Below are 19716 nucleotides of genomic sequence, written 5' to 3' on the forward strand. Positions count from 1 at the left end.
AAATATCCTACCTTTGCAAAATATTTGAGTTAAGTTCGGGTTCAGTATCCTTAGGTATGATTTCTCGATCCGCTGGCATCAGCATCTTTTTAACCGTTATGCTCCGGAATACGCTGATTTCATCCCGTTCAGACTTTGGCTTCAATATTAATCATGTTTATAATTTAATTTCTTAATCAGTCAGATTATCACTGTCTCAAAAAGGGGAATTTGTGAAAGACGACACTAAAACACAACTTTTTTTATACAACTTATGTGCGGAATTGTTGGCTATATCGGTTCAAACCGAGCTTATGACATCCTGATTCAAGGTCTCAAGCGTCTTGAGTACCGTGGTTATGACAGCGCCGGCGTGGCTCTGGTGGATTGCGACGGAAAACTGAAGATACATAAATCACAGGGCAAGGTGTCAAATCTTGAAAGCATTGCCTCCGGCGCCAACGTCGAAGGCCATCTCGGCATCGCCCATACCCGCTGGGCCACACACGGCGAACCCAATGACATCAATGCTCACCCCCACATGTCGCAGAGCGGCATGATCGCACTGGTACACAACGGCACGATCGAAAACTACGCTGTGCTGAAGAAGGTGCTCATGGAGCATGGCTATGAATTCAAAAGCGAAACCGACACCGAAGTGCTGGTGCAGCTTATAGAATATATCAAACTCACCTCATCATGCACTCTGCTTGAAGCAGTGCGCGAAGCCCTCCTTCAGGTTGACGGCGCGTATGCGATCGCTGTAGTAGAACAGAACGAGCCCGACACCCTGATAGTGGCCCGCAAAAGTTCTCCCCTGGTAATCGGTGTGGGCGAGGATGAAACATTCATCGCATCTGACGCCACACCCATAGTGGGCTATACAGACCAGGTGATCTATCTCAAGGACAACGAAATCGGCGTGATCCGTCGCGGCGAACCCGTGCAGGTGCTCTCACTGTTCAACAACGAGCCCTCCACAATCAATATCCAGAAGTTAAAACTGTCACTTGCCCAGCTTGAAAAGGGAGGCTATGACACGTTCATGCTTAAAGAAATTTTCGAGCAACCCTCTACACTGCGCGACTGTCTGCGCGGACGTATCGTAGACAATTGCCGCCGGGTGACCCTCTCAGGAGTCGATCTCAACCAGGAGCGCTTCAAATCAGCCGAACGCATCACTCTCGTGGCCTGCGGAACATCATGGCACGCCGCACTGATCGGCAAGCATCTGATCCAGGACTTCTGCAAAATGCCTGTCGAAGTGGAATATGCTTCTGAATTCCGCTACGGCAATCCGGTGCTTAACGAAAAAGACATCGTCATCTCCATCAGCCAGTCAGGCGAAACCGCCGACACTCTGGCTGCCATCGAGCTTGCCAAAGCCAAGGGTGCGTTTGTCTATGGCATCTGCAACGTGGTCGGAGCATCCATTCCCCGCACCACCGATTCAGGAACCTACATTCACGTAGGTCCGGAGATCGGTGTCGCATCAACCAAAGCCTTCACCGGTCAGGTGACAGTGCTGACGCTGCTCGCTCTTTCCGTGGGCCAGCTCCGCGGAGCCATTGATGACGCCACACTCCATGAAGTGCTCTCGGCTCTCGACAAAATTCCCGAAACCATCGAGGAAGCTCTTAAGGTGGATCCGGAAGTTATGAAACTCTCACGCATCTTCTCCTATGCCCACAACTTCCTCTATCTCGGCCGCGGCTACAACTACCCTACCGCGCTCGAAGGCGCTCTGAAGCTGAAAGAGATTTCCTATATTCACGCCGAAGGCTATCCCGCCGCAGAAATGAAGCACGGCCCGATCGCACTGATCGACCACGACATGCCGAGTGTGATCATCGCTCCGAGCGACTCGCTCTATGACAAGATCATTTCGAATGTGCAGCAGGTGAAATCACGCGGAGGCGCTGTTGTGGCTATCGTTTCGAAGGGCAACAAGGCCATGAATGATATTGCCGACTTCTGCATCGAGATACCCGAAGTTCCCGAATGTCTCACTCCGCTCGTGGCTTCGATACCCTTGCAGCTGCTCGCCTACTACATTGCCGTCAACAAGGGCAAAGATGTAGACCAGCCCCGCAACCTTGCAAAATCAGTAACCGTGGAATAAATCCGGTCTATCACCTATTATATAAAGAGCAACTGCCGCCGAGCCACCGGGCCGACGGCAGCTGCTCTTTTTTGATCTCCCGACTCAACCTTTCTGTTACCGCGGAGGTTTATATAGGACAAGGAAATTTACAAACAAAACAACACTCAAAAACATAATTATAATACTATGGCTAAAAAAAGTATCAAAGGCACAGAAACCGAAAAAAATCTGGTGATAGCCTATATGGCTGAATCAAGCGCTTACACCCGCTACAACTTCTACGCATCACAGGCCGACAAGGAAAACTATTTTCCGATCGGCGAGATTTTCCGCAATACAGCCGACAATGAGATGCGCCACGGCAAAGTTTTCTTCAAATTTCTTGAGGGCGGAGTTGTCGGCGCGAATATGGATGTGGATGCCGGTGTCATAGGAAGCACCGCTGAAAATCTGGAGATCGCCATCAAGGAAGAACAGAACGAGGGCATCAAGATGTACACCAATGCAGCCAAGGTTGCCGACAAGGAAGGATTTCCGGAAATCGCGGAACATTTCCGTGCTATCGCAGAAATCGAAACCCGCCACAAAGCCCGCTTCGAAGCCTATCTGAAACAGGTCAAGGACGGCACAGTCTGGAAACGCGACCATAAGATCAAATGGCAGTGTCTGGTCTGCGGCTATGTGTTTGAAGGCAAGGAACCGCCCAAAGTATGTCCTGCCTGCGATCATCCCTATCAGCACTACATCGCACTTGACATGGACGAACTCTAAGACCAGAGGCTTCCGGCTATAAATATACCGGCTATAATATAAAAGTCATGGCTATGCCCTATGCGGCACGGCCATGACTTTTATAAGATGAAATATGTCCGTTACATGGCAAAGGCGTTGAAGCCGCCGTCGACCACGGCTACAGTTCCGGTGACAAAACTTGCGGCGTCAGAGATGAGATACTGGATGGTTCCACATAGTTCTTCCGGCTTGCCGAAGCGCTTGAAGGGAGTCTGGCGAATTACATCGGCACCTCTCTGGGTCAGAGATCCGTCAGGGTTGGTCAGAAGCGCACGGTTCTGGTTGGTGAGGAAGAAGCCGGGAGCGATAGCATTGACGCGGATCGAGGGAGTGAACTTCGTGGCTACCTCATTTGCAAGGAAAGCAGTGAAGTTAGAGATTCCGGCCTTGGCTGCGGCATAGCCGAGTACACGGGTCATCGGGCGGAATGCCGCCATCGACGAGAAGTTGACTATAGAGCCCTTGCCGGCCTCTACCATCGGGCGCAGGAAAATCTGGGTGGGAAGCACCGTGCCTGTCAAGTTGAGATTGAGCACGGTCTTGAAGGCCTCGATCTCTACATCGAAGAAATTGCCGGTCGGAGCTATAGTGGCACCCGGCATATTCCCGCCGGCAGCGTTGAGAAGAGCATCGACACGACCATATTTCGCCATGATTTCGTCGCAGTTGGCCTGCAGGATTTCAGCGTTCATGACATCTGTCACAAGAAACATGGCTTCTCCGCCTTTGGCAGCGATTTCAGCTACGATCTCATCGCCCTCTTCCTTACGGCGACCGAGAATCACGACTTTGGCTCCTTCTGTGGCAAGATATTCGGCAATGCAGCGGCCGAGCACACCGGTGCCGCCGGTGATAACCACCACCTGGTCTTTTACTGAAAACAATTCGTTCATTATCTTTTTCTTTATTTCTATGTTAGGTATTCTCTGTGTGGACTGTGGCCATTATGCCTGAAACCATTCCGAGAGCAAGCATACGTCCGTGGAAAGAGTAGCCGGCATTGTAGCCCATCTTTTCATCACCGAGCATAAGCGGAGCGTGGTCAACACGCATCGGGACTCCGGGACGCTCACGCTCGAAAGTGCGCACTACGTCGATCAGGCGCTGATCGAGATGGGTCGACTCTTTGAAATCGCCGTTGGGGAGCACGTTGCAGATTCGTGCATGGACAAAATGAGTGCGGGAGGCATATTTGCGGACCAGAGCGGGGATATCGTTGTGGACACCGGCGCTGAGCGAGCCTGCGCAGAAAGTCAGACCGTTGTGCGGATCAGGCACGGCGTCAAGAAACGCCCGGATGTCTGCATCGCAGGTTACGATTCGCGGCAGGCCGAGAATCGGCCGTGGGGGATCATCGGGATGCACGCACATGTTTATATCATATTCACGGCAGACCGGCATGATGGCATTCAGGAAGTAGGCCATATTCTCACGGAGTTTGCCGGCGTCGATGCCGTCATAGAGGGCAAGAAGGTCACGGAATTTTTGCACGGGATCAAGATCGTTTTCAGAAATGTTTCCGTTGACAAAGCCCTGGGTTTTGACAATGATGTTGTCAACCAGGCGCTTCTTCCCTTCCGGTGTCATGACTTTGCGGAGTTCGTCGACACGGGCAAGAGTTACTTCATCATAATCGCGGGCAGCATCCTTGCGATGCAGGATATGGATATCGAAATAGGCGAATTCGCCGAAGTTGAAATATAGATTGGAGGTCCCGTCGGGATTCGGATATTCAAGATCTGTACGCGCCCAGTCGAGGACAGGCATAAAGTTGTAGCAGACGGTCCTGATTCCCGATTTGCCGAGATTGCGCAGCGATTCCTTGTAGTTTTCAATCAGCTGATCGCGGTCTTCACCGCCATATTTTATCGACTCTGAAACCGGAAGACTCTCGACCACGCTCCAGCGGAGACCTGCGGCCTCGATAAAGTCTTTCATCCGATTCACTTCGTCAAGTGACCACACCTCTCCGTTGGGAATATGATGGAGAGCGGTCACGATGCCCTCTACTCCGATCTGACGGAGCATTTCAAGAGTGATCTTGTCATTAGGGCCAAACCAACGCCATGTCTTTTCCATTAAATTACTTGTAAAAATTGTATTTCTATGAAACTCTTAAAAAAACCTGACGGCGTGTTCCGGATCGAAAATCCAACCAGAAACACGCCGTCAGCGATATTGATGTCCGGAGATCATCTGAATTATTTACGGGCTTCAGCCACATAAGAGAGGGCTTCGCGACATTTTTCGGTCACATATGCCCAGTCCTGAGCGGCTACGCGATCTTTCGGGAAGAGCTTGGATCCCATTCCGACACACCATACGCCGGCCTTGATCCAACCTTCGATATTTTCCTTGGTCGGTTCAACGCCACCGGTGACCATGAGCTTGGTCCAGGGCATCGGAGCGAGAAGACCTTTGACAAACTTGGTGCCGAGAACGTCGCCGGGGAAGCACTTGCAGAGGTCACAGCCGGTTTCCTGAGCTGCACCGACTTCACTTACTGTGCCACAGCCGGGGGTGTAGGGAACGAGACGGCGGTTGCAGACGCGCGACACTTCGGGGTTGAAGAGCGGGCCGACAATGAAGCAGGCGCCAAGCTGGATATAGAGAGCGGCAGTGGCGGGATCAACGATAGAGCCTACACCCATTGCCATGTCAGGGCATTCCTTGGCAGCGAATTTAACAACTTCTGCAAAGACCTCGTGAGCAAAGTCGCCTCGGTTAGTGAATTCGAAAGCGCGCACGCCTCCGTCATAGCAGGCTTTCACTACTTGTTTTGCCACTTCAGCATCCTTGTGATAGAACACCGGGACAACACCGGTCTCGCCCATCTTGGCGAGAACTGCGATTTTATCAAATTTAGCCATTTTTGTGATTGAAGGTAATAATTGATTGTACGATTTGGTATAAATTCTTCCAAAGAATAAAACGTAGGCAGGGAGCCTCTTATTGTAGCCTCCCTGCCAAATGATCTGTCAATTCAGGCTCAGAGTGACTATCGAGTGGGCCGGCATTGTCAGAGTGACCTTGCCGTTTTTGATTTTCGCACCAGAGAAAGGCTTCAGAGCCACCTTTTCAGCCTGCCCGAAATCGTTATAGTCATGCACATCGGCCGCTGTCAGTACTTCGCCGCTGACCTTCGAGGCCTTGATGCCACCGAGATCAATGACAACTTCCTGCGGCTTGTCAAGCAGGACATTGACAAGAGACACAGTGGTCACACCGTCTTTGACCGAAGCCGAAGCCGTCAGCACGGGCACCGTACGGCCTTTTCTTACGGTCATCAGCCCGGCGTCAGTGGTGAGCGGCACCAGACGGGCTCCCTGATGGGCGGCATAGCTCTTGAACACATAGAATGTGGGGGTCTTTACCATGAATTCATCCTTGGTCAGGAGCATGGCCTGAAGCACGTTGGCAAACTGGGCTATGTTGGCCATGCGCACACGGTCAGCGTGAGAGTTGAAGACGTTGAGCGACAGAGCTGCCACGAGCGCGTCGCGCATGGTGTTCTGCTGATAGAGGTGTCCGGGATTTGTTCCGGGTTCCACTTCCCACCATGTGCCCCATTCGTCAACGAGGAGGCCTACACGCTTTTCCGGATCATACTTGTCCATGATCTGCGAGTGGGCTCTGATAAGGGTATCGATATCAAATGCTTTGCCCATGAGCCAATAGTATCCATCCTGATCAAATTCGCGTGCCGCGCCTTTATTGGACCAGTCGTCGACACAATAGTAGTGAAGCGAGATACCGTCCATCATGCGCCCGGCATTCTTCATGCAGACATCTGTCCAGTTGTAGTTATAGGCATCCGCACCACAGCCGATCTTATAGAGCTGGTTGCCGTTGAAATTGCGGCAGTAGGTAGCGTAACGGCGATAGATATCCGAATAATATTCGGGAGTCATGTTGCCGCCGCAGCCCCAGGTTTCGTTGCCGATACCGAGATATTTGAGTTTCCAGGGCTTTTCGCGGCCGTTTTCCTTGCGAAGTTTTGCCATAGGGCCGTCATTGGCTGTCATATATTCTACCCATTTGGCAAGTTCCTCGACAGAACCGCTTCCGACATTACCGCTGATATACGGCTCCACGCCGGTGAGTTCACAGAGATCAAGGAACTCATGGGTGCCGAATGAATTGTCCTCCACGGTACCGCCCCAGTTGGTGTTGACCATTCTCGGACGCTGCTCGCGCGGACCGATTCCGTCCATCCAGTGATATTCATCGGCGAAACATCCGCCGGGCCAGCGCATCACGGGCACCTTGAGCTCACGGATGGCTTCCAGCACATCGTTGCGATAGCCTCTGGTATTGGGAATTTCAGAATCCTCCCCTACCCATATGCCGCCATAGATGCAACGGCCGAGATGTTCGGTGAACTGACCGTAGATTTCTGGTTCGATCACAGGAGCCGAGTCTGTGGGATTCAGGCTGACATTAACTTTTCCGGCCGCAGCGGCAGTCAGCGATAATGCGGCTGTGGCAAATGCTAATGATAATGATTTAATATTCATAATCTTATTTAACTTTAGAAATTGTAACCCGTCAGAAAATTTAGAGGTTGTAAAAAAACTGTTCTTATTTGCCGTCGCGCTTGCGCCAGAGGTTTGTCATATCCTCAAGAGTCTTGCCCTTGGTCTCAGGCACAAGAGAGGCAACAAACCATGCGGCTACGATACAGATCACACCGTAGAGCGCATAGGCGAACATATGGCCGAACTTGTCGCCCATGTCGCCGAGAGTCATGTTGTACATCGGAACGAATGTTGACGACACTATGAAGTTGAAGATCCACTGGAAGGCAACGGCGATAGCCACCGCAGCTGAGCGGATGGTGTTGGGAAAAATTTCGGCGATGAGCACCCAGCAGATCGGGCCCCATGAGAACATAAACGAAGCCGAGTAGACCATGATAGAAACCACGGGCACGAGCGGATTGACTTCCACAAGGTTGGAGGCAGCTACGCCGAACGCACCGACAGCCATGCCGATCGAGCCCCAGATGAGCAGAGGCTTGCGGCCGAGTTTCTCGACGGAGAATACAGCGACAAGAGTGAAGGTGATGTTGACAATGCCCATGATGACGGTCTGAACCATCGGATTACCCATGTTCATCGATTCGAAAATACGCGGAGCATAGTAAAGCACAGCGTTGATACCTACGGCCTGCTGGAACACAGAAAGCATCACGCCGACAAAGATAACCATCACGCCGAAAGAGAAAAGCTTCTCGCTCTTGACCTCGACGGTCTGCTTGATCTGGCCGAGAACCTCTTTGGCCTTTTCATAACCGTTGATATGCGAAAGCACCATAAGGGCCTTTTCGTCTTTGCCTACGAGCGCGAGATAGCGGGGCGACTCAGGGACCAGACACACAAGTATGGTGAAGATGCCGGCTACAAAAGCCTCGCTGCCGAACATGTAGCGCCATCCGGTCTGAATGGTCCAGAGGTCTGATTTGTCAGAAACCTGATAGATTGTCTCGCTGATTTTCTCAATGATGGGCTGAGTGTGTTCGCCGAGGATGAGGAAGTTGACAAAATATACTACAAGCTGACCGAAGATGATGGCAAACTGGTTCCACGACACGAGTGTGCCTCGGATATTCGAAGGAGCGACTTCGGCTATATACATCGGGCAGATGGCCGAGGCCAGACCCACGCCGATACCGCCGAGAATACGATAAAAATTAAAAGCGACCAGCAGACTTGCCGAAGGAACGCCATGATCAAAAAGCATGAATTCCGGGTAATAGCTGCCGAGCGCCGAAAGGAAAAAGAACACTCCGGCTATTGCAAGCGAGCGCTTGCGGCCGAAATAAGATGCGAAGAAGCCGGAAATGGCACTGCCTATGATACAGCCCAACAACGCGCTTGACGAAGTGATGCCGTGAATTGTGTCTGTATAAACAAAATCTTTTGCTCCGAGGAAAAATGCCTGAAGACCTTTTTCAGCTCCTGAAATAACGGCTGTGTCATAGCCGAAAAGCAGGCCTCCGAGCACTGCGACAAGTACTATCGAAAAAAGATAAGTCTTGCTTCCATTCTGGGGATAATTCATGGTGTGGTAAGAAGTTTTGGATGAAGAGAATAAGGGAAATGCCCGTGTGGCTTCCTAAAAGCCACACGAACATTCCCTGAAAATCTGGTCGGGCCTATCAGCAGTACATTGCCACGATAGCCTCGTAGAGTTCCTGCTTGCCGGAAGTGCGCTTGGGTTCGCCTACTTCTTTGCCGTAAGCATATACGTCTTCGAGAGTCAGCTTGCCTTCTTCGAAGTCCTTGCCCTTGCCGGCATCGAATGATGCGTAGCGTTCGCGGAGCATATCCTTGTAGGGTGATTCTTCGAGAAGAGCGGCTGCGCTTTCAAGTGCGCGGGCCATAGCATCCATGCCTGCGATGTGGGCGATGAAGATGTCTTCGAGATCGGTAGAGTTGCGACGGGTCTTTGCGTCGAAGTTTGTACCGCCGTTGCCGAGACCGCCGTTGCGGATGATCTGCATCATGGCCTGGATGAGTTCGAAGTTGTCGATGGGGAACTGGTCGGTATCCCAGCCGTTCTGATAGTCGCCGCGGTTTGCGTCGATAGAGCCGAGCATACCGTTGTCCACTGCCACTGCGAGTTCGTGTTCGAATGTGTGACCGGCGAGAGTTGCGTGGTTAACTTCGATGTTGAGCTTGAAGTCCTTGTCAAGACCGTGCTGCTTGAGGAAGCCGATAACGGTTTCGCTGTCAACGTCATACTGGTGCTTGCTGGGTTCCATAGGCTTGGGTTCGATGAGGAATGTGCCGGTGAAGCCTTTTGAGCGGGCGTAGTCGCGGGCCAGACGGAGCATGGTTGCGAGGTGTTCTTTCTCACGCTTCTGATCGGTGTTGAGGAGGCTCATGTAACCTTCGCGGCCACCCCAGAACACGTAGTTTGTACCGCCGAGTTCGATAGTGGCATCGATAGCGTTCTTGATCTGGACAGCAGCGCGGGCCACAACGTCGAAGTCAGGGTTGGTAGCGGCTCCGTTCATGTAACGGCCGTTGCTGAACACGTTTGCAGTACCCCAGAGGTTCTTGATGCCGGTTTCGGCCATCTTGCCCTTGAGATAAGCTACGATTTCCTTCATGTTGTGCTCATATTCCTCTACAGAGCAGCCTTCGTCAACGAGGTCTACGTCATGGAAGCAGAAATATTCGATGCCCATCTTCTGCATGAACTCAAAACCGGCGTCAGCCTTCTGCTTTGCGATTGTCAGAGCGTCAGCACCTTCGTTCCAGGGGAATTTCTTTGAAGATCCGCCGAACTGGTCGCCTCCTTCAGCACAGAGAGTGTGCCACCAGGCCATCGCAAACTTGAGCCATTCTTTCATGGGCTTGCCAAGGATCACTTTTTCAGCGTCATAATAACGGTAGGCCATAGGATTCTTTGATTCCTTGCCTTCGAACTTGATTTTTCCGATACCGGGAAAATATTCTTTTACTGCCATAATAATAAGGTAATTGGATGATTTTTATTTATTGATTTCTGTTTTTTTGATTTTCAGTCTGAAAGAAGGACGTTTTTTTAAAGCTCACGCATCAGGCGTTCTTTCCAGAGGGCATAAGCCTCGACGTAGGCCTGGCGGTCAGCGGCCACCGGCTCGATGACCTCGATTTTTTCCAGCGAAGCGAAAGCCTCGTTGTTGTCCTTATAGATTCCGGCACCCATTCCGGCGCCCTTTGCGGCGCCTACAGAGCCGTCTGTGTCATAAAGCTCGATTGTGGCTCCGCTGACTCCGGCAAGAGTGTTGCGGAAAAGCGGGCTGAGGAACATGTTGGCGTGTCCGGCGTGGATCTTGTTGATCGGCATGCCCATCTGCTCCATGATCTCCATGCCATAAATGAATGAGAACACGATGCCCTCCTGAGCGGCGCGAAGCAGATGCGATTTGTTGTGGGTAAGGAAGTTCACGCCGTGGATCGAGCAGTTGACTTCCTTGTTCTGCAGCACTCGCTCGGCTCCGTTGCCGAAAGGAATCACCGACACACCGGCGGCACCGATAGGAGCCTGGTCGGCTACATCGTTCATCTCGGCATAGCCGATGCCTTCAGGGGCCACAGTGCGCTTGCTCCATGAGTTGAGGATGCCGGTTCCGTTGATGCAGAGCAGCACTCCGAGGCGGGTCCGGTCATTGGTATGGTTGACATGGGCAAAGGTGTTGACGCGGCTCTTCAGGTCGTAGTTAACCTCGCCGAGCACGCCGTAGACTACTCCGGATGTTCCTGCTGTAGAAGCAATTTCACCGGGGTTGAACACGTTGAGCGACAGAGCGTTGTTGGGCTGGTCGCCGGCACGGTAGCTGACGGGGATTCCCTCGGCCAGACCGAGCTCGGCTGCGGCTTCCGCGCTCACAAGGCCCTGGACAGAGAATGTCGGCACTATCTCAGGTATTATGTCTGCGTCATATCCAAAATATTCCAGCAGGAAATCTGCCACCTTGCCTTCTTTGAAGTCCCAGAGCATCATTTCCGAAAGGCCTGACACAGTGGTGCAGATGCGGTCGGTCAGACGCATGGCCACGTAGTCGCCGGGAAGCATTATCTTATAGATCTTCTCGAAGAGTTCAGGCTCGTTTTCTTTCACCCAGGCCAGTTTTGTGGCTGTGAAGTTGCCCGGAGAGTTGAGTATGTGGCTCAGACATTTTTCTTCGCCGAGTGCTCCGAAGGCCTTTTCGCCATAGGGCACACCGCGCGAGTCACACCAGATGATGGCCGGACGCAGGGGCTGCTTGTCTTTGTCTACGAGCACAAGGCCGTGCATCTGATAGGAAATGCCGATGGCTTTGATTTCTTTGGGGTCGATTCCTGAACTTGCCATGATGCTTGCGGTGGCGTGTTTCAGGCAATCCCACCACTGCTGGGGGCGCTGTTCGGCCCATCCGGCCTTGACGGCTATTATCTCGGCTTCTGTCTTGGGATAGAAATCAGAAGCTACGGTCTTGCCGGTCTCGGCATTGACGAGGCTCGCTTTCACTGACGAGCTGCCTATGTCATATCCTAATAGATACATAATCGTTTCCTGTCTGTGTTTTTTATTAATTGGTGATTTACGTTAAATTTTTCTGTGCCTGAGAAGGCTGCGGCTGGGTTCTATCTCATCACGGTGTAAGCCTTCCGGTCGAAGCGGTAGAAGCGGGCTGCGCGGTGCGAGACTCCCTGCTGCTTTTCGTCAAGAGGCACTATGTAAGGCATCTGGGCTATCTTTTTGTGGAAATTTCTAACATCAAGAGTCTTTCCGTTGATGATCTCCGAGAGTTTGCGCAGCTGCGAGGCCGTGAATTTCTTAGGCAGCAGATCGAAAAGCAGAGCCCTGTTGTTGTCAGCTTCACGGCGTATGGCTTTCCGGGCCTCCTCTATAATAAGGTTATGGTCAAAAGCCAGAGGTCCTATGTCATCGATCCGGCACCACTGTGCCTGGGCGGGGTCCACTGTTTTCTCCAAAGCTTTGTCGAGTTTCACAAGCGCGAAATAGGCTATGGTGACAATCAGCTCCACATGCTCTTTCTGCGCTCTCTCAAGCCAGAGCACATCGCGGGGATTGCTGGTGCGGTCTTTCGAGCCGAAGGCCTTGAACTGCGTCAGGCTCAGATCTTTGATTCCTGTCAGCTCTTCGAGCACACGGCCTGCGGCTTCATCAAGGTCTTCATCACGATAAATAAGACTGCCGGGGAGTTTCATATCATTGTAGTCTCCGCCATCGTCACTTCCACTGCGCTTCACAAGGAGCACACGCAGATCAGTGCCGTCGAATCCGAAAACCACGCAGTCAACAGAGATATGATTGTTTGCCAGAGGAGTTGACATGTTTTCTATAGGCTTTTGATTAGGTTTTTAGCTTACACTGACAAAAGTACAAATTTTCCAACAATAAAATTTCCCGGAAAAATATGTTTTAAAACATTAAAATCTATCCTTTTAGTTTTCTTAACCATGACAATATCCCTGTTCTTCGTGTGCCCGTTACAATAAGACCTGCCGGCCAACACGGCCGCTGCCTCAAAATCACTGTCTGCCGTGCGCTTAGATAGCTTACGCCGCCCGCAGGCTTAGGGTATATTTGACAATAAGCCTCCCGCGGCCTCTGCCCCGCAAGCCGACTGTTAAACTTTGCTAATCCCCGGCCGGATTCAGCCACGTCTATATTTATAGATATAACGAAGTCCATCAAATCAGCCGTCCCTGTCACAACCGGAATTTTCAAACCATCTCACCCCATAGGTTGTTTATAAGATAAAACGACCAAAAAACTCTACTCAACATCAACTAAAAACAGCAAAGGATATGAAAAAATTCTTAGTTGCAACAGCCCTTGCCGGCTGTGTAATGGGAGCCTCGGCACAAAACATTATCGAGCGCCCTACATTCGGTGATAACTGGAATATCGGCATTGACGTCGGTGCGACAACTCCACTGAAGGGTCACTCCTTCTTCCAGAACATGCGTCCTACAGTAGGTCTCCACTTCGGCAAACAGCTCACTCCCCTCTTCGGGGTAGGCGTTGAAGGTATATTCGGGATCAACACCTCATCGGTCAACGGACACCGCCACAGCCACACCGCATTTGACAACTCCTATGTAGGCGGCTACGGAACCTTCAATCTCACAAACGCATTCCTGGGATTCAGCTGTGACCCGCGCCCCTTCGGACTTGAAGCCGTGGCCGGCATCGGATGGAGCCGCGACTACATCGCAAATCACCACGACCCCAACGACATCTCGACCAAGTTCGGCCTCAACTTCAACTTCAATGTTTCCGAAAACGTCTCCATCGCCCTCAAGCCGAGCGTGCTATTCAACCTGACGGGCAACAATTCGGAATACAAAAACATGGGATTCAACGCCCGACGCGCCAACTTCAACATCGCAGTGGGATTCAACTACAACTTCGGCCCCGGCTTCGAATGTGTGGTTCCGGTCGACAACTCTGCTGAAATCGCCGCCCTCAACGACCGAGTCAACACCCTCCGCGCCGATATCGACGGACGTGACGCAGCCCTCGCCGCAGCCAACGCCAAGAACGCCGAACTCACTGCAGCCCTCGCGGCAGCCAATGCAAAACCCGCAAAGGTTGTAAAGGAAAACACCCTTTCGTCCGTGCGCTACGTCTTCTTCAAGATCGGTTCAAGCAAGATCACTGCCGACCAGATGCCTAACGTCGAAATGATCGCCGCTTACCTCAAGAACCACCCGAAAGCAAAAGTCCAGATCCGCGGCTACGCTTCTCCCGACGGTTCACTCGAATTCAACGAACGCCTCGCTGCAGCCCGCGCCGAATCAGTGAAGAATTCTCTTATCAAGAAATACAAAATTCCCTCTGACCGCATCGACGCCAAGGGCGAAGGTATCGGCAACATGTTTGCCGAAGAGTCCTGGAACCGTGTATCCATCTGTACTCTTGAAGAATAATCTCTCTGAAATATAGCGAAACACAATCACTGCCCCTCGCACCCGTCAGCCGGATGCGAGGGGATTTTTTTGAAAAAATTTCACCCCTCCCCGCATTATCGCACCAAAACCGCCTCCACCCGGCCTTAACTTTGCATTGTCAACCCCCACAGCCCCTCTGACACAACTCCCGACTCCCGCATCCCTCCCCTCCAAAAAAATTCACCCGCATCTCAACTCCACCAAAAAAACCGATCATCAGCTCATGGAAACAACTCAGACACCCCCACCGAACCCCGACACCGCCTCACCTGCCGCAGCCGCCACCTCCGTTCAGCCCGAACCGGCTCCTGCGCCTTTGCCTGACACCGCTCCCTCATCTCCGCCACCCACGCGGCGCCACTACACCCTCTGGGAACTCGTGCGCCACGAGGACCACGACCGTCCCGCCCCACAGTCCGACCCCACAGACTCCGTCCTCGCATCAATGCGTCCGAGCGCATGGCCCGACTGAACCATCCACTTTTTTTCACCTTTAACCCATCTCTATGGAACCCAACATTCTCACCACCACCCTCTCAAATGAGATCTCACCCGAACTCCTGCGCAACGAAATCGACAGCCGCATTGTAAAAATCCGCCCCTCCTCCACCCCTCTTGACCAGATTTCACGCCTCGGCACCGCCCGCCACGCCGGCTCGATGCGAGTGGAATACTATTCGGTCGACACCAAGGAAGGCAGCACCAACATCACCGAAGGCAACCGCTCGCTGTCAGTCGAAACCGGCAAACAGTTCTCGATCAGAGTTGCCAACAGCGCCATCTTCTCCGAAACCGAAACAGTGCTGCTTCCCACCCTCTCCGTGACTACCGGCAGCTACAAAGGCCAGGCCCTCGTAGGCTACATCACCGAAATCAGCGCCGACACCCTGACCGTCATTCCCGTCAACGCCGACAGCACTCCCGCCACATTCGACCTGAAAGTAGGAGATCCCGTGGTCCGCATGGGCCGTGCCGCCCGCGAGCTCGACGTGCAGACCACCCAGTTCATCGCCCTCCCGCGCAAAGACTACAACTTCTGCCAGATCTTCAAAAGCCAGGTTGAAGAAAGTCTCTATCAGCGACTTGCCGACAAGGAAGTGGGCTGGGAATTCACCGACCAGGAAGAAGTGGCTATAATGGACATGCGTCTCGGCATGGAAAAATCATTCCTCTTCGGCGCCCGCTCCCGCATCGAACTCGCAGCCACAGGTGACGAAGTCTTTCTCACCGGAGGCATCTGGAACCAGACCGACAACACCTTCACCTACTCCCCTGCCGATTTCGACGAGACCGCCATTGTCAGGCTCGCCCGAAAAGCCTTCACCGGACACTCCGGATCGGCCCGCAAAGTACTGATAGCCGGCTCAGGACTAATCGAAGCCCTCAACACCTTCAAAGCCGTCCGCACCGTAAGCGCCACCGAGAAGAAAACCATCTGGGGCATAGACTTCCACCTCATAGTCACCAAATTCGGCACCCTCTACGTGCACCACTCCGAAGTCTTCGACCTATGCGGAATGCCTGACAACGGCATGGTCATCGACCCCGAATATCTCACCAAATACAGCCATGTCCCCTTCTCGGCCGAGCGCATCAGCTTCCGCAAACAGGGGTTGCGCAACACCGAAGGAGTAGTCCTCACCGAAGCCTCCTGCCTTGTGCTCCGCCATCCCAACGCCCACATGCGCATCACCGCCCGCTGATCCCGCCGCCCAAAAAAAATCCGGAGAGCCCCCGCATCGGGAGCCCTCCGGCATTTTTTCTTTTTATAAAGCCTTGTTATTTGGCAGGTGTCACGTCAGAAGTCTCAACCTCAAACACAAGCATCGCATTGGGAGCGATACCGGCCTGCGGATTGCCATCCACACCGTAAGCAAGCTTGCCGGGGATATAAAGCACATACTTCGAACCGTTCTTCATCATTGAAAGACCTTCGCCGAAACCGGGCACAACACGGTTGGGGTTCATAACCACACCCTCGGAATTGCTGTCGAACTCCTTACCGTCGATGAGTTTGCCCACGTATTTAACCTTTGCGCTGCCGTTGGCACCTACAGCCTCACCTTCGCCGGCCTTGATCACCTTATAGGCGAGACCCGACTCAGTAACCTTGATTTCAGGATCTTTAGCCATCTGATCCTTCAGATAAGCCTCACCCTTGGCCACGTTTTCCTTGGCCTCAGGGCTGTTCTCCTTAGCCTCGCGGGCAGCAGCTTCCTGCTTCTGATAGTATTCCATCATCTTCTGCTGGGCCTGCTGGGCAAGAGCCTGGAACTCGGTCTGGAGCTCGCGCATCTGATCTGAATCAACAGAATCGGCAGAGAACGCCTTGGCATAAGCCTCATAGAGCTTGTTGCGGTCAATGGGCACACCGGCCTCCTCATAGCGGAGAATCTGGCCGAACAGCTGCATACCGAACTGGAAACCAGTCAGATAGCCCTGCTGGGTAGTGTCGGTCATAAGAGCCTGCTTGAGACCGCGGAGAATATCGTCTTTCTTGTAGTTGGCCTGCTGCTCTTCGGGAAGTGTCATATATTCCGAAAGAAGACGGCTGCCCTGGGCAGAACCCATCGCAACAGAGAGAGAGTCGCCAAAACCTTGGTTGGCATTGTCAGAAGAAGATGTCTTGTTGCATGAAGTAGCACCAAACATCATAGCGGCGACGCCGCATACCATGAGAAGTTTTTTCATAAACTTTGTAATTGTTATTTTAATATGGTGTTGTTTCTATTCCAAATACGCATCACGGCTGAGAGCGGTCGACCGAAAGCAGCCTGACGGTAAACTCGATGGCCGCACCCGGAGGAATCACATCGCCCACACCGCGCTCGCCATAGCCCAGAGAGGCCGGAAGCACAATCCGGTATTCACCGCCGGGACGCATCATCTGCAGCCCCTCGCGGAAACCCGGAACAAGGCGCACCAGATCGAAGCTCACAGGCTCCTCGGTCTTGTCGAAGACACTCCCGTTGCTCAGACGGCCGGTGTACTCGATATTGACCTTGTCGGCAGCGCCCGGAAAATCGCCCTCGCCCTCGGTGATCACCTCGAACACGAGCCCTGAAGGAGTTGTCACCGCCCCCTTCTTTCCGGCGGCCTCCGCAAGGAAAGCAGCCTGGCTCTCAGGAGTGAAAGCCGAAGAATCGTAGCCGCCCACGAGCGGAGCGATCTGACGGTCGATGAACTCACCCGCGCTACCGGCCGTGAAACCGACACTGCCTCCATTGAGCACAGTGACTACAGCCTTGGCAAACGCCTCGCGGTCAACCTTCATGCCCAGCGACTCCATTTCACGCAGACCGGACAGGAAATTCATTCCCACACCGATCCCGTTGCGGTAGGCGCTGCTTGCCGAAGTAGTATCGGTCAGAGCCGCCTCCACACCCTCAAGAAAACGGAGATTCTCGGCAGGACTAAGCCTCTCGCTCTTCACCGAAGTGCCCCAGAACGTAGCCAGCGCCCGCGTAAGCGAATCAGAAGCCGCAGTCTGAGCCTCAGCCTTAAAAGCAAGCGTCAGCACGGCCGCCAGAACCAGCCCCCGAACTGCTCGCATTGCAATACCTTTTATCTGCATATCGCATTGTCAGTCATCTCAGGCAGAGACGGCCGTCTTACTTTTTGATGACCTTCAGAAGTTCGACATCGAAAATCAGGGTCGAGTTCGGACCGATCATGCCGCCTGCACCCTGAGGGCCGTAAGCCAGCTGAGAGGGAATGAACAGACGCCACTTCGAACCGGCCTTCATCAGCTGAAGAGCCTCGACCCAGCCGGGAATCACCTGAGTGACACCGAAAGTAGCCGGAACACCACGCTCAACAGAACTGTCAAACACAGTGCCGTCGATCAGCTTGCCGGTATAGTGCACCTCAACCTGATCCTGAGCGGTAGGCATCTCGCCGTCACCATCCTCGATCACCTCATACTGCAGACCCGAAGCAGTGGTCTTGACCTCCACACGCTTGCCGTTCTCTTCAAGGAACTGCTTGCCCGCAGCGGCATTAACATCGGCCATCTTCGCAGCCTCGGCGCGCTGCTTCTCTTCAAGAGCAGTGAAATATTTCTGAATCTCAGCCTTAGCCTCGTCATAAGTCATCTTGGGCTCACTTCCGTAGAACACAGCGGCAACGCCATCGGCAAAATCCTCAACGTTGATTTCCTGAATTCCGCTCGCACGGAAATTATTGCCCATGCTCAGTCCGAGAGCATAGCTGATACGGTCTAATTCTTTATTTTCCATAATTATATAAGTTCGTTTGTTGTCATCAAGTCTGCAAAGATAGGCTATTTTACGGCTACCCCTTTAATATTTTTAATTTAAAAAAGTTAAATCAGCAGCCATAAGCCTTCATCAAGAGAAACATCAGCCTGCCGAAAGGCCCGGCCGGCACATCCTTCAGACTTATAACGCCCTACAGCACCAATAGTTGGACTGGCAGCGGCTTAAAACTCGTTAAGACGCGCAAGATACTTGCCTATGATATCGAACTCGATGTTCACACGGCTGCCCGGACGGATATCCTTGAAATTGGTATGCTCGAATGTATAGGGAATGATCGCCACACGGAAAGAGAACTGCTCCGAATCGCAAACAGTCAGACTCACGCCGTTGACCGTCACAGAACCCTTCTCCACAGTCACATAACCCTTTGCGGCCATGCGCGGATCAACCTCATAGCTGAACTTATAGTAGCGGCTTCCCTCCACCTCTTCAATCTCCTCGCAGACAGCCGTGCAGTCCACATGGCCCTGCACTATATGCCCGTCAAGACGGCCGTTCATAAGCATAGAACGTTCGAGGTTCACACGGCTCCCGGCCTCAAGCAGACCGAGATTACTGCGGTCAAGCGTCTCCTGGATCGCAGTCACGGTATAAGTCCCGTCGCCGGGCAGAGCAACCACAGTCAGACACACACCATTGTGGGCCACACTCTGGTCAATCTTCAGCTCATCAGTGAAACTGCATCTGACGCGCATATCCACATTGCCCTCACGGCGCACAACTTCAACCACTTCGGCTGCTTCTTCAACGATTCCTGAAAACATATCCAATATTTGTTTTTATGATTCTGATAATTCTGAACTATTGATGCATCCGGACCCCGGATCATCCACACAGGCCACCGCCCGCGTCACCCGCAAGCAGTCGAAACCCGCGCAAATGTACAAATTTTACCCCGTATTTCAAATCATCCTGCACCATGTTCTGGATCATCTTCAGCGACGGACCTGAGGCACTCGAATAATTTTTCACATCGACAAGCCCGCGCGAAAGCCCGGCCTCGGCAATGCCGCCGGCCAGAAACGTCAGAATCAGCAACAGAAATACGCCTAAAAAGTCAGGACGTCTGGACATGGGATCAGGATGATGTATATATATTATATAT

18 protein-coding genes are annotated in these 19716 nt (G+C 52.6%); 5 read left to right on the forward strand and 13 right to left on the reverse strand.

From position 1 onward, the window contains the following. The first annotated feature begins 253 nt into the window (after window positions 1-253). Window positions 254-2101, forward strand: coding sequence for a glutamine--fructose-6-phosphate transaminase (isomerizing) (gene glmS, locus E7745_RS02510; protein WP_136408235.1), 1848 nt, complete (start codon window positions 254-256; stop codon window positions 2099-2101). Between the two features lie 168 nt (window positions 2102-2269). Next, on the forward strand, window positions 2270-2854 hold the full coding sequence (rbr, locus tag E7745_RS02515) for a rubrerythrin (RefSeq protein WP_107032759.1): 585 nt from the start codon (window positions 2270-2272) through the stop codon (window positions 2852-2854). A gap of 101 nt (window positions 2855-2955) precedes the next feature. On the opposite strand, the gene E7745_RS02520 is transcribed toward rbr, so the two are convergent. The 8 genes from E7745_RS02520 to E7745_RS02555 form a co-directional block, all read right to left on the reverse strand. Beyond that, a complete protein-coding gene (locus E7745_RS02520) occupies window positions 2956-3768 on the reverse strand; it encodes an SDR family oxidoreductase (RefSeq protein WP_136408236.1) in 813 nt (270 codons plus the stop codon). A 22-nt stretch (window positions 3769-3790) separates the two neighbouring features. Continuing rightward, window positions 3791-4954, reverse strand: a complete 1164-nt coding sequence (gene uxuA / locus E7745_RS02525; protein ID WP_136408237.1) for a mannonate dehydratase — start codon at window positions 4952-4954, stop codon at window positions 3791-3793. A 122-nt stretch (window positions 4955-5076) separates the two neighbouring features. Next, a complete protein-coding gene (locus E7745_RS02530; RefSeq protein ID WP_107032762.1) occupies window positions 5077-5745 on the reverse strand; it encodes a bifunctional 4-hydroxy-2-oxoglutarate aldolase/2-dehydro-3-deoxy-phosphogluconate aldolase in 669 nt (222 codons plus the stop codon). Between the two features lie 108 nt (window positions 5746-5853). Next, window positions 5854-7392 (reverse strand): alpha-N-arabinofuranosidase, encoded by a 1539-nt coding sequence (locus E7745_RS02535; RefSeq protein WP_107032763.1) that lies wholly within the window; start codon window positions 7390-7392, stop codon window positions 5854-5856. A gap of 64 nt (window positions 7393-7456) precedes the next feature. Then, a complete protein-coding gene (gene xylE, locus E7745_RS02540; RefSeq protein WP_123398499.1) occupies window positions 7457-8938 on the reverse strand; it encodes a D-xylose transporter XylE in 1482 nt (493 codons plus the stop codon). 97 nt (window positions 8939-9035) lie between these two features. After that, window positions 9036-10352, reverse strand: a complete 1317-nt coding sequence (gene xylA, locus E7745_RS02545; RefSeq protein WP_107032765.1) for a xylose isomerase — start codon at window positions 10350-10352, stop codon at window positions 9036-9038. Between the two features lie 77 nt (window positions 10353-10429). Further along, entirely contained in the window at window positions 10430-11914 is a 1485-nt protein-coding gene (locus tag E7745_RS02550; protein WP_136408238.1) for a xylulokinase, read from the reverse strand. A gap of 80 nt (window positions 11915-11994) precedes the next feature. After that, on the reverse strand, window positions 11995-12717 hold the full coding sequence (locus tag E7745_RS02555; RefSeq protein WP_107032767.1) for an NUDIX domain-containing protein: 723 nt from the start codon (window positions 12715-12717) through the stop codon (window positions 11995-11997). 468 nt (window positions 12718-13185) lie between these two features. On the opposite strand from E7745_RS02555, the gene E7745_RS02560 reads away from it, so the two are divergent. The 3 genes from E7745_RS02560 to E7745_RS02570 all read left to right on the forward strand — a co-directional run bounded on the left by E7745_RS02560 (window position 13186) and on the right by E7745_RS02570 (window position 16034). Further along, window positions 13186-14310 (forward strand): OmpA family protein, encoded by a 1125-nt coding sequence (locus tag E7745_RS02560; protein ID WP_123398497.1) that lies wholly within the window; start codon window positions 13186-13188, stop codon window positions 14308-14310. A 244-nt stretch (window positions 14311-14554) separates the two neighbouring features. Next, window positions 14555-14803 carry a hypothetical protein gene (locus E7745_RS02565; protein ID WP_123398496.1) on the forward strand — a complete coding sequence of 83 codons (249 nt, stop codon included), beginning with the start codon at window positions 14555-14557 and terminating at the stop codon, window positions 14801-14803. 34 nt (window positions 14804-14837) lie between these two features. Then, window positions 14838-16034: a DUF5309 family protein gene (locus E7745_RS02570; protein WP_107032770.1), complete on the forward strand. Its 1197-nt coding sequence runs from the start codon at window positions 14838-14840 to the stop codon at window positions 16032-16034. 76 nt (window positions 16035-16110) lie between these two features. Here E7745_RS02570 and E7745_RS02575 read toward each other — a convergent pair whose 3' ends face one another. The 5 genes from E7745_RS02575 to E7745_RS02595 form a co-directional block, all read right to left on the reverse strand. After that, the gene (locus tag E7745_RS02575) at window positions 16111-17022 is read right to left on the reverse strand and encodes an FKBP-type peptidyl-prolyl cis-trans isomerase (RefSeq protein WP_107032771.1); all 912 of its coding nucleotides are present in this window, start codon (window positions 17020-17022) and stop codon (window positions 16111-16113) included. A gap of 52 nt (window positions 17023-17074) precedes the next feature. Continuing rightward, entirely contained in the window at window positions 17075-17884 is an 810-nt protein-coding gene (locus E7745_RS02580; protein WP_168181955.1) for an FKBP-type peptidyl-prolyl cis-trans isomerase, read from the reverse strand. A gap of 58 nt (window positions 17885-17942) precedes the next feature. Continuing rightward, window positions 17943-18569 (reverse strand): FKBP-type peptidyl-prolyl cis-trans isomerase, encoded by a 627-nt coding sequence (locus E7745_RS02585; protein ID WP_107032773.1) that lies wholly within the window; start codon window positions 18567-18569, stop codon window positions 17943-17945. A 203-nt stretch (window positions 18570-18772) separates the two neighbouring features. Further along, window positions 18773-19375 carry a riboflavin synthase gene (locus tag E7745_RS02590; RefSeq protein ID WP_136408239.1) on the reverse strand — a complete coding sequence of 201 codons (603 nt, stop codon included), beginning with the start codon at window positions 19373-19375 and terminating at the stop codon, window positions 18773-18775. 61 nt (window positions 19376-19436) lie between these two features. Then, window positions 19437-19685, reverse strand: a complete 249-nt coding sequence (locus E7745_RS02595; protein ID WP_107032775.1) for a hypothetical protein — start codon at window positions 19683-19685, stop codon at window positions 19437-19439. Window positions 19686-19716: the final 31 nt, after the last annotated feature.

It is taken from the genome of Duncaniella sp. C9, assembly GCF_004803935.1.
Lineage (GTDB): Bacteria > Bacteroidota > Bacteroidia > Bacteroidales > Muribaculaceae > Duncaniella > Duncaniella muris.